Genomic DNA, 10,450 nt, shown 5'->3' with positions numbered 1-10,450 from the left:
GGAGGGCGGCCCCGCGTGCGCCACAGCGGGCGCCTGGGCCGGAACGGCCGGCGGGGCGGCGGGAGGAGCCGGCGGCACGGTGGGCAGCTGGGCCGTCTTCGGCTCCGCCTCCGGCACGGGCGGCACGGACGGCTCCGGCGTCGGCGCGGACGCCGGTGCAGCCGGAGCCGGGCCGACCTCGTTCTCGGTGCTCACAGCTGTTCTCCTCAAAATCAGGACGCGGGAAGGACGCGGGTGTGTGACGGCTCACTATTTTCAGTGCAACCGCCAGGCTGGACACAGCTTTTCCCACCGGGCGTCAGACCGCCGTAAACACCCGGCGGACCGGCTGGACCGCTCCGCGGTGGCACGATAGCCGGGTGACTTATGCGCGTGCGGGCCGGGATGCCGTCCCAGGTGGGAATCCGATCCAGGTCGTCGCTCACCGGGGGGCGTCGGAGGATGTCCCGGAACATACGCTCGCCGCGTACCGCAAGGCCATCGAGGACGGCGCCGACGCCCTCGAATGCGACATCCGGCTGACCGCCGACGGCACGCTGGTCTGCGTACACGACCGGCGGGTCAACCGTACGTCCAACGGCCGGGGCGCCGTCTCCGCTATGGAGCTGGCGGATCTCGCCGCGCTCGACTTCGGCTCGTGGAAGGGGCAGCACACGGACGCGGAGGCACCGGACCGCTTCGACGTCGATCCCGAGGATCTGAGCCGCGTACTGACCCTGGAGCGGCTGCTGCAGCTGATCGCGGACACCGATCGGCGCATTGAACTGGCCATCGAGACCAAGCACCCCACCCGCTGGGCGGGCCAGGTCGAGGACCGGCTGCTGGAGCTCCTCGACCGCTTCGGGCTGGCCAAGCCGGCGCCCGGCGAGCCGTCCCCGGTGCGTGTGATGAGCTTCTCGTCGCGCTCGCTGCGCAGGGTGCGGCTGGCGGCGCCCGGTCTGCCCACGGTCTTCCTCATGCAGTACGTGCTGCCCAGGCACCGTGACGGCCGGCTGCCGGCCGGCGTGCGGATCGCCGGGCCCAGCATCCGTATCCTGCGCGCCAACCCCGGCTACGTGGCGCGGCTGCAGCGGGCCGGGCACCGGGTGCACGTGTGGACGGTGAACGAGCCGGAGGACGTCGAGCTGTGCGTACGGCTCGGGGTGGACGCCATCATCACCAACCGCCCCAAGCAGGTGCTGTCCCAGCTCGGCCGGTGAGCCGAAGATTTACACGGAGTGCACCGGCGCGTTCGCACGGTGTTCGATCGGTCCGAGTGCCCCAAGAGATCGCAGTTGGCCGGTTTCCGGTCCAGGCCAGGAGGGCATCCATCCCCTGGCGTGGGGTGAAGGAGGTCTCGGGGGTGGCGTTGGTGGTGGCCCAAGAGGTGCCGACGTCCTCGACCATGGCCCTGCCCCATGGTCCGACGGGCGTCGCTGAAGCGCGGCGGAGACTGCGCAAGGAGCTCTTCTCGCATGGGGTTCCGGACACGGTGACCGACGACGCGGTGCTGATCCTGTCCGAGCTGCTCAGCAACTCGTGCCGGCACGCGCGGGCGCTCGGCGCGGATCCGGACGGCAGGCGGGACGGGGACCGTGACAGGGACGGCCGCGGTATCCGCGCCGCCTGGCGGATCGATGAGGACGGACTGCTCACGGTCGAGGTCACGGACGGCGGCGGCCCGACCCGCCCACTTCCGGCCAGCCCGTCGCTCACAGCGCGCGGCGGGCGCGGACTCGGGATCGTACGAAGCCTGTCCCTGCGGTGGGGTGTGCGGGACGCGCCGGGCGAGGTGACGGTGTGGGCGCAGCTGCCGGTACGCGGGAGGCATGCCCGGCGGGATGACCTCGCACCGCGTGTCGAGGTGCCCATCGACTTCGCCGATCCCTTCGAAGACCTTCCGTAAGACCTCCCGTAAGACGTGCGTCGGACCTTCCGCAGGCCGCCGACCGCTAGGCTCTGGCTGGAACACAGCCGTTACCGGGAGAGATCGAGCCATGGCGAAAAAGCGCCCGACGAAGACGTCCAAGGCCAGTGCCCCGCAGATCAGCGACGGGGAGATCCCGGTCGTCGGGGCGCGCGAGCCGTGCCCGTGCGGTTCGGGGCGGCGGTACAAGGCGTGCCATGGCCGGGAGGCGGCGCACGCGGTGACGGAGCTGGTGCGGCGGCCGTTCGAGGGCCTGGCCGGTGAATGCGACTGGGTGGCGCTGCGCGAGCTGGTGCCGGCCGCGACCGTCGAGCTGACCCTGAGGGGCGGGCTGCCGGAAGGCGTTCCGTCCGTGACGCTGGCGACCGTACTGCCGATGGCCTGGCCGGGGCTGCGCCGGGACACCGGTGCGGTGTTGCTCGGGCTGCAGAACGACACGGCCTCGGGTGACATCAGCCGGGACCTCGCCGACACGCTGCAGCGCGCGCTGGCCGCCGAGCCGGGCTCTCCGGTGGACGGGGAGCGGCCGGCGGCGGACGGGCCGAGGCTGCAGGATCTGCTGGACCCCGGCGCGCCGTTCGAGCCCGTCGTGCACACCGGCTTCGAGTTCTGGCTGGAGAACGCGGAGGACGTGACCGGCGAGGTGGCCGCGTCCCTGGAGCGGGCGAACGCGGCCGCGATCCCGACCGTACGGCTGACGGGGGTGGACGCGGCGTACTGGTGCGAGACGCCGGAGAAGAACCACCTGCGCTGGGTCATGCCGCACCCGGAGGAGCAGTTGCTCGACGCGCTGGCCCGGCTGCACGCCGCCGGTACGTCCTCGCTGGGTGAAGGCACCCGCCTGATCGGCTCGTTCAGGGCGCACGGGCTGCTGGTGCCGGTGTGGGACCTGCCGGTCGGAGTGACGGCGGACGAGGTGGAGAAGCCGGCCGCCGAGTTCGCCGAGCGGCTGGCCGAGGCGCTGGCCTCCGACGCACCGCTCAACGCCGACGAGCGGCGGGCCCGCAGCGGCTTCACCAACCGCCAGATCACCCTCAGCTGAGCCCGCGCCCGAGCACGAGCCGAGCCCGGCCGTACGTGATCCTGGTCACAACTCCGGCTACGGTCCAGTAGTTAAGGGCCGTAGCCGTCGCCGGAGTCAGGCGTACGAATTTGCGTACGAGAGAAAACTTGTTACCGTTTAAACAGTCCGGTCGCTGGTGCATCCCCCGTCGCCAGCGACCGGACGTTCAACTTTCCGGCCCGTAAGTGGCCGTAGGTGGCCCTCCAGCGCACCTTCAGTGCCCGGATCCCGCTCGCAGCAGCAGCCGGTCCGCATCCTTCGTCGCGATCTCCGCAACTGCCGCGTAGGCCTCAGGAACCGTGCGCTCGCGCGGCGTCTCGCAGCTTCCCGCCCGCTGCTCCGCCGCGATGAGGCAGTCCACCTGCACCGTCCGCCCGTCGGGCCGCATCAGCGTGAGTACGCCGCTGAGTTGGTGCCCGGTCGCATTGCGGTAGTACGTACGCGCCCAGGTATCGCCGTCCTCGCCGATGGTGCAGGTCTGCGCCCGCAGGCCATCGGGCGAGGCGAGCTGGGGGCCGCAGGAGGCGGTCTGCCGGGTGTCGTCGGGCTCGGGGGCGGGCTCATCGGAGGGCTCCTCCGTGCCCAGTAGGGGAAGCCGGTCCAGAAGGCCGCGTGCCCTTCCGCTGGGCGGGCCGGCGGTGGCGGCGGCCAGCGGAATCAGTGCGAAGATCGCGACCACACTCGCGAGGGCGATCAGGCGCAGGTTCGAGGCACGCTCCATCCGGCTCATGGGCCGAACATAGCGGCAGAAACAGGGCTGATCAGGGGGCCGCGCGGCGTTCGCCGGACGACGACCCCCTGCTCCAACCCGAAAGAGTGACCCTCAATACGTGAGCCGCGTCCCGTCGGGCTCGGTCGTGCCCGCCTGCACCAGGGTGTTGATGACGACCCCGATGTCCGGCAGCCACGGCGCGCCCGCCCCGGCCCCGGCATCCGCCGCCGCATCGACGACCGGCGGCCGGACCCAGCTCGCCTGCCCGGGCCCCACGGGCGACGGCGGCAGCACCACGTAACCGCCCTCCCCGTGATAGCGGAGCGAGGTGGGCACCCACTCCTGGCGGTCGAGGAGTTCGCCGAGCTGCTCCAGCGCGTACGGGGCGACGAGCAGCGCCATCCGCGTGGGGCTCGCCACCACCGGGCCGAGCCGGACGCCGAGCTTGTCGAAGACCTCCAGCGACCGCCGGCCGGCGGCGACCGGAAGGCTCACCGCCGAGACGCGATCGCCGGTGGCAAGCACCAGTGGCATTTCGGGGCGCGCAGTCCACCACCAGCGCACCATACGCGGATCGCAGGTCGCCCCGAGCAGGCCGGGATCATGGGGATGCGCACCTGGCACCGGACAGTCCGGGCGCAGGCAGGCACAGTCGAATTCCGCCGGGTTGCGCCGGCCGCCGCGCGGGTCGGGGCCCGCACCGGGCACGACGGGCCATCGCCACTGCTCGGCGCAGAGGAGGGCCGCGGTCAGCAGCTCCGGACTGCTCTTGCGTCGCCTTCCGAGGATCTCGCGCATCTGCGCTCGTCCTTTCCGTTAGCGCTAGGGGAGCTCAGGGAGCCAGGGATCTGCCCATTACACAACGTAACCTGGAGCACACCGCTTACGAGGCAGCGCATCACGTCTCAAGCCGAGCGTGGAACATGGCGGGGGGTGGCGCCGGCATGGCGTTTTGCCTTGCATGTGGCACTTGCTTGCGATTGCTCTGTGTAGTCCCGCTGAGCTGTGCGCCTTGCGAACACCCCGCCGTGGGGGGAGTTTCGGCCTGCGTGGTTTAAGACGCTCAAGCCGGGCGCCGGGTTCCTGGCCGCCTGCTCCCACCTCGTACGTACCCACTGTCGTGGATATGACGCGCTGTCGAACCCCGACAGTCGACCCCCAATTGTGGCACCCGGTGTCTCTTTTCGGCCAAGGTGCGGAGGGTGACAGCGCGGGATTCGGTTTCCGACACCGGCCCGCCTACCTGGGCAATCCTGGACATGCCCCGCATCAGGCGGTACAAGTGAATCCATTGATAGCGGCGCAGAATGACCAAGGGGTTTGCGATGCTATTGACAGAAATGCGCTGCTCTGCGGAGCTGGGCGTCCGCTCCGACGAAGATCGTGAAAGCCGACGGCCATGACAGCTGCGCGCCTTCCAAAAGTGGCTGGAATCAACCCATCCATTCCGACATCGGCGCACACTCCCGCTCCCACGGCACCCACGGTCGAACAGCAACCACGCCGTGGGGACTTCCGGCCGGTCGACCAACTGGCGGCCGTCCAGGACCGGTTGGCCTCCTGGATCTCGGATCTCACGACGCTCCACGAGCTCACGGAGCGTCTCGCGGCGACCGACACCCTGGACGCCGCACTGAGCGAACTGCTGCGCGCCGGCGGGGCGCTGCTCGGCGCCCGGCGCGGTCTGGCCATGCTCGAACCGGCCGATCTGCTCGGCCCGGACACCACCGTCGGTTTCGGGCTGGGCCGGGCCGACCTCGGCACGATCGAGACGGTGCCGGCGGAAGTCGCCGCGCCCGCCGCCGAGATCATCCACGCCGACCTGCTGCACGAGACCGGACTCGACCCCCGGCACCGCGAAGTCGCCGCCCACCTGGGCTTCGGCGCCAGCTACTCGCTCCGCCTCAGCGCCGAGGTGGCCGGCGCTCTCGGCTCCGCCGTGTGGTTCTACGACGAGCCCGCCCAGCCGGTCGAGCGCCAGCGGCACCTCGCCGGGCTCTACTGCCGGTACGCCACCGAGCACCTCGCCCGGCTGGTGGAGCTGGCCCGGGCCCGTATCACCGTCGCTACGCTACGTGACGAACTGCTGCCCGCCCGACTCCCCCGCGTCCCCGGCGTCCGACTCGCCGCCCGGCACCGCACCGGGCCGCGCGGTGGCGGCGACTGGTACGACGCCCTGCCGCTGCCGGAGGGCGCCCTCGGCCTCGCCGTGGGTGGAGTCACCGGCTCGGGGCCCAGCGCGGTCGCCGCGATGGGGCGGCTGCGGGCGAGCCTGCGGGCGTACGCCGTCATGGAGGGCGAGGACCCGGTCGCCGTGCTCTCCGACCTGGAGCTGCTGCTCAGGCTCACCGAACCGGCCCGGGCCGCGACGGCGCTTTTCGGCTACGCCGAGCCCGAGCTGCGCAAGGTCCTGCTCGCCGGGGCCGGGCACTGCCCGCCGCTCGTGGTGGGCGATCGGCGGGTCGAATTCCTGGAGACCTCGCTGTCCGCGCCGCTCGGCATGCTCTCCTGCTGGGAGGCACCCAGTGCCGAGTTCGAGGCCGGCCCCGGCGAGACCCTGCTCCTCTACACCGACGGCCTCCTGCATCGCACCGGCGAACCCATGGACCGCGCCCTCGCCCGCCTCCACGCCGCCGCGGCCTCCGCGCCGCGCACCGCCCTGGAGGACCCGGGGGTGCTGGTCGACCATGTGCTCCGCACGGTCCTCCCGGACGGGCTGGACGAGATGGACAGCCCGGAAGACGTGGTGCTGCTCGCGGCACGCTTCGACTGACCGGCCGGAGGCCGCCCGGTACGGACTTACGATGGTCCTGGTCTACACGAGGAGGCATGACGTGGCCGAGGACCGCGCCCTGGGGGCACTCCCCCTGGCTTCGCCGGGGGGACCCCCACCCAACCGCCGGGCTGGGGACGAGAACCCGGAAGGTGACGAGCCCATCAAGCAGCGGAAGAACGGCCTGTACCCGGCCGTCTCCGACGAGCTCACCGAAGTGATGAAGTCGGGCTGGGCCGACACCGAGCTGCACGACCTGCAGCCCGTCGAGCAGGCCCCGTACGCCGCCAAGCGCCGCGCCGCGCTGTCCGCCCGCTTCCCGGGGGACCGCCTGGTGATTCCGGCCGGCAACCTGAAGACGCGGGCCAACGACACGGAGTACGCCTTCCGCGCCGCGACCGAGTACGTCCACCTCACCGGCGACCAGACCCAGGACGCCGTCCTGGTCATGGAACCCCGTGCGGACGGCGGCCACGACGCCACCGCCTACCTGCTGCCCCGCTCCTCCCGCGAGAACGGCGAGTTCTGGCTGGACGGCCAGGGCGAGCTGTGGACCGGCCGCCGCAACAGCCTCTCCGAGGGCGAGCAGCTGCTCGGGCTGCCCTGCAGGGACGTACGCAAGGCAGCCGACGAGCTGCGCGAGGCGACCGGCCCGGTCCGGGTCGTACGCGGCTACGACGCCGGCATCGAGACGGCCCTGCACGACAAGGTGACGGCAGAGCGGGACGCCGAGCTGAAGGAGTTCCTGTCCGAGCTGCGGCTCGTCAAGGACGAGTGGGAGATCGGGGAGCTGCAGAAGGCCGTCGACTCGACCGCGCGCGGCTTCGAGGACGTCGTCAAGGTGCTGGACAAGGCCGCGGCGACCTCCGAGCGCTACATCGAAGGAACGTTCTTCCTGCGAGCGCGCGTCGAAGGCAACGACATCGGCTACGGCTCCATCTGTGCCGCCGGCCCCCACGCCTGCACCCTGCACTGGGTCCGCAACGACGGCCCCGTGCGCTCCGGCGAGCTGCTGCTCCTGGACGCCGGCGTGGAGACCCACAGCCTCTACACCGCCGACGTCACCCGCACCCTGCCCATCAGCGGCCGCTTCACCGACATCCAGCGCAAGATCTACGACGCGGTCTACGAGTCCCAGCAGGCCGGCATCGAGGCCGTCAAGCCCGGCGCGGCCTTCCGTGACTTCCACGACGCCGCGCAGCGGGTCCTGGCCGAGAAGCTCGTCGAATGGGGCCTGCTCGACGGCCCCGTCGACCGCGTCCTGGAGCTGGCTCTGCAGCGCCGCTGGACCCTCCACGGCACCGGCCACATGCTCGGCCTCGACGTCCACGACTGCGCCGCCGCCCGCACGGAGACGTACGTCAACGGCACCCTCGAGCCCGGCATGGTCCTCACCGTAGAGCCCGGCCTCTACTTCCAGGCCGACGACCTCACGGTCCCCGAGGAGTACCGGGGCATCGGCGTCCGCATCGAGGACGACATCCTCGTCACCGCCAACGGCAACCGGAACCTCTCGGCCGGCCTGCCCCGCCGCTCCTCCGAGGTCGAGAGCTGGATGGCGGCCCTCAAGGGCTGACGGGCCTGACCGCCTTCGTGCCGTGGCCGGCGGCGGTGTACTCCGCCGCCGGCCACGGCACGAGGTCGTCCAGCAGCATGTGCAGAACGCCGAGCGCGGCCCGATCCGCGCTCGGCGTTCGCGCGACCCGGGCCGCCGCCCGCATCTGCTCCGCCCGCTCCGGGTAGTACCGCCCGAACACCTGCGCCGACTCGGCCAGATCACTGGTCCAGCCACCCCACCGCGGCATCACCACCGTGAACCCGGTCCGTACGACCTTCCGCGACACGAATCGGCACAGCGCCCTGCGCTCGTCGTCCGTGGTGGCGGCCGCCACCCGCTCGCGCCAGGGCTGCAACTTCTGGCCCAGGTCGCCGTTGGTCTCACGGGCCAGCAGCAAGGTCGGCTCGTAGCCTGGCAGCTTCCGGCCGAGGTCCTCGCCGAGCAGCGGTGTGCACAGGCAGGGCCACGAACCAGCCCAGGTCGTAGCGCTCCAGCTCGCTCAGCAACGTCTCCGTGCTGGACAGCACCACCCCGGCCCCGTCGACCTGCGCGAAGTCCGCGTCCAGGCCCGCCCCGAGCGCGCGGGCATCAGCCCGGTCCGCCTCGGTCGGCTCGGCGCGCAGCGCCAGCAGCAGGTCCAGGTCCGACACCCCGGGCACCGCCGTGCCGCGCGGGATGCTCCCGTACAGATACGCGCTGTGCAGCCGCCCGTCGCCGAACATCCCGGCGATCCGCTCCCGCGCTGCCTCCACCACCGGCCCGAACGCCTCCGGGACGCGGCTCAGTGATCCTTCCCGCTCGATCAACATGCCGTGACTGTACGTTAATCGGCTCGTTGTCCCGTATGCGTGAGGGCAACTGGAGTTCGAGGCGTCGAGAGTGCGTGAAGTGGCGGATTGCCGGGCTGCTGACAGAAAGCCCCCGGTCGCAGAGTGAGTGGAATACGTGAGCAGCCCTCACTCCTGGCCCTGGATACGGGCAATGCCATCGACCGATTCCACACGGGAAGGCATCCCCATGCCACCGGAAACCGCATTGATCGAGTCGCGCGCACTGCGCGACAGCGTCGTGGGCCGCACGGAGGTCCTCGACAAGGTGAAGGCGCTGGCCGTTCTGCCGGACGGCGTGCACGTGACGACGCAGGGCGTCGCGGACTACTTCGAAGTCGGCGAGCGCGTCGTCAACAAGCTCATCCAGCGTCATCGCGACGAGCTCGCCAACAACGGCTTCGTCGTCCTGCGTGGCGCTGACCTGGAGCGTTTTAAGGGAGACAACCTGTCTCTCTATCAGGGAGGGGTATCCGAAAGTTATCCACAGGCCAGGTCCAACCTGGCTCTCTTCACGCGCCGGACCGTGCTCAACGTCGCCATGCTCCTGCGCGACAGCGACATCGCCCGGCAAGTCCGTACGTACCTGCTTGACGCCGAGGAAGCGGCGGTACGCCTACCGCAATCTTCCGCGGGCTATGTCTCGCTCGAACAGCTCGTCACCGACACCGCCGCCAAGGCCGCCGAGCGAATCCTTGAAGGTCCGATCGGCGCACGCCTGGACAGCCTCGGCTCACGTCTGGACAGCCTTGACGCGCGGGTGACGAACGTCGAATCGTGCCTCCCCGACGTCGGGTCCGCTCTGCGCGAGCTCGGGCCGGTCATCGCCGGGATCTCCATGCGCGTGGAGCGCATCGACCGGCGGCTCGACGCCACGCACCAGGTGGTGGGCGCCATGAGTGAGCGGCTCGCGGTCTTCGGCGAGGACCTGCGGGCGCACATCAGCTCGCACACGCACAGCTGACGCCTGACGCCTGACGCCTGACGCCTGACGCCTGACGCCTGACGCCTGACGCCTGACGCCTGACGCCTGACGCCTGACGCCTGACAGCTGGGCAAAAACCGGCCCGCCCCCTGCGCAACCGGGGGCGGGTCGGTCTATGACGCCTTGAGCAGGGAGTCGTCACGCCACTTGAGGATCTTGTCGAAACTGACGACGGCACCATGCCCGGGCCGGTTGTGGAAATGGACGTGATCCACGAGCGCTTCGATGAGGAAAAGCCCGCGGCCGTGCTCGGATGTGGACGCCTGGTCCTTCTTCGAGAGGGGCCGGACGCGCCGGTGCGCGGCGAAGGTGCGCTGCTCGTACGAGAAGCCGGGACCGGAGTCCGCGACCTCGATGCGGCAGCGGTCACCGTCGATGCGGGCGGTGACGCTGTATTCGCCTTCGGCGGCGTGCTCGACCGCGTTGGCGCACGCTTCGGTGAGGGCGACGGAGAGGTCATAGGAGATGTCCGGATCAACGCCCGCTGTCTCCATGGTCCCCAGAAGGAGACGTCGGGCGAGCGGAACACTCGCAGCCTCGCGCCGCAAATGGAGGGACCACCAGATGCTCATGCTCCAGCCTCCTGGCTGCGGCTCGACATACCCCTACGTATTGCCGCGAAGAGC

9 protein-coding genes and 2 pseudogenes are annotated in these 10,450 nt (G+C 70.8%); 6 read left to right on the top strand and 5 right to left on the bottom strand.

Annotated elements, in window-relative coordinates; genetic code table 11:
- A pseudogene (locus tag EFK10_RS23385) lies at positions 1 to 195 on the bottom strand (protease); the annotation flags it as partial.
- 164 nt (positions 196 to 359) lie between these two features.
- Here EFK10_RS23385 and EFK10_RS23380 point away from each other — a divergent pair.
- The 3 genes from EFK10_RS23380 (at position 360) to EFK10_RS23370 (ending at position 2,948) form a co-directional block, all read left to right on the top strand.
- Entirely contained in the window at positions 360 to 1,199 is an 840-nt protein-coding gene (locus EFK10_RS23380) for a glycerophosphodiester phosphodiesterase (RefSeq protein WP_127357602.1), read from the top strand.
- A 143-nt stretch (positions 1,200 to 1,342) separates the two neighbouring features.
- Positions 1,343 to 1,885 (top strand): ATP-binding protein, encoded by a 543-nt coding sequence (locus tag EFK10_RS23375; RefSeq protein WP_127357601.1) that lies wholly within the window; start codon positions 1,343 to 1,345, stop codon positions 1,883 to 1,885.
- A 91-nt stretch (positions 1,886 to 1,976) separates the two neighbouring features.
- Entirely contained in the window at positions 1,977 to 2,948 is a 972-nt protein-coding gene (locus tag EFK10_RS23370) for a DUF5926 family protein (RefSeq protein WP_127357600.1), read from the top strand.
- Between the two features lie 235 nt (positions 2,949 to 3,183).
- Here the strand turns inward: EFK10_RS23370 and EFK10_RS23365 are convergent, their stop codons facing one another.
- Entirely contained in the window at positions 3,184 to 3,699 is a 516-nt protein-coding gene (locus EFK10_RS23365; protein WP_240677415.1) for a hypothetical protein, read from the bottom strand.
- 93 nt (positions 3,700 to 3,792) lie between these two features.
- The gene (locus EFK10_RS23360) at positions 3,793 to 4,479 is read right to left on the bottom strand and encodes a bifunctional DNA primase/polymerase (protein WP_127357599.1); all 687 of its coding nucleotides are present in this window, start codon (positions 4,477 to 4,479) and stop codon (positions 3,793 to 3,795) included.
- A gap of 601 nt (positions 4,480 to 5,080) precedes the next feature.
- Here EFK10_RS23360 and EFK10_RS23355 point away from each other — a divergent pair.
- Positions 5,081 to 6,454: a PP2C family protein-serine/threonine phosphatase gene (locus EFK10_RS23355; RefSeq protein WP_127357598.1), complete on the top strand. Its 1,374-nt coding sequence runs from the start codon at positions 5,081 to 5,083 to the stop codon at positions 6,452 to 6,454.
- 94 nt (positions 6,455 to 6,548) lie between these two features.
- Positions 6,549 to 8,030 carry an aminopeptidase P family protein gene (locus EFK10_RS23350; RefSeq protein WP_240677416.1) on the top strand — a complete coding sequence of 494 codons (1,482 nt, stop codon included), beginning with the start codon at positions 6,549 to 6,551 and terminating at the stop codon, positions 8,028 to 8,030.
- Here EFK10_RS23350 and EFK10_RS23345 read toward each other — a convergent pair.
- Positions 8,020 to 8,821, bottom strand: a pseudogene (locus tag EFK10_RS23345) (nucleotidyltransferase). The gene EFK10_RS23350 and the pseudogene EFK10_RS23345 overlap by 11 nt on opposite strands.
- A gap of 208 nt (positions 8,822 to 9,029) precedes the next feature.
- Between EFK10_RS23345 and EFK10_RS23340 the strand changes: the two are divergent.
- Entirely contained in the window at positions 9,030 to 9,803 is a 774-nt protein-coding gene (locus EFK10_RS23340) for a hypothetical protein (protein ID WP_127357596.1), read from the top strand.
- A gap of 134 nt (positions 9,804 to 9,937) precedes the next feature.
- On the opposite strand, the gene EFK10_RS23330 is transcribed toward EFK10_RS23340, so the two are convergent.
- Positions 9,938 to 10,396 (bottom strand): ATP-binding protein, encoded by a 459-nt coding sequence (locus tag EFK10_RS23330; RefSeq protein ID WP_127357595.1) that lies wholly within the window; start codon positions 10,394 to 10,396, stop codon positions 9,938 to 9,940.
- Positions 10,397 to 10,450 lie beyond the last annotated feature (54 nt).

Source organism: Streptomyces soli (assembly GCF_003999195.1).
Taxonomy (GTDB): domain Bacteria; phylum Actinomycetota; class Actinomycetes; order Streptomycetales; family Streptomycetaceae; genus Actinacidiphila; species Actinacidiphila soli.
Note: the sequence above shows the minus strand (reverse complement) of the source record. Positions and strands in the feature narration are given on the sequence as shown.

Excerpts from the sequence above, each read along its gene's own strand:
- EFK10_RS23340 (WP_127357596.1), top strand. The coding sequence starts at position 9,030 with ATGCCACCGGAAACCGCATTGATCGAGTCGCGCGCACTGCGCGACAGC.
- EFK10_RS23360 (WP_127357599.1), bottom strand. The coding sequence starts at position 4,479 with ATGCGCGAGATCCTCGGAAGGCGACGCAAGAGCAGTCCGGAGCTGCTG.
- EFK10_RS23365 (WP_240677415.1), bottom strand. The coding sequence starts at position 3,699 with ATGAGCCGGATGGAGCGTGCCTCGAACCTGCGCCTGATCGCCCTCGCG.
- EFK10_RS23370 (WP_127357600.1), top strand. The coding sequence starts at position 1,977 with ATGGCGAAAAAGCGCCCGACGAAGACGTCCAAGGCCAGTGCCCCGCAG.
- EFK10_RS23355 (WP_127357598.1), top strand. The coding sequence starts at position 5,081 with ATGACAGCTGCGCGCCTTCCAAAAGTGGCTGGAATCAACCCATCCATT.
- EFK10_RS23330 (WP_127357595.1), bottom strand. The coding sequence starts at position 10,396 with ATGAGCATCTGGTGGTCCCTCCATTTGCGGCGCGAGGCTGCGAGTGTT.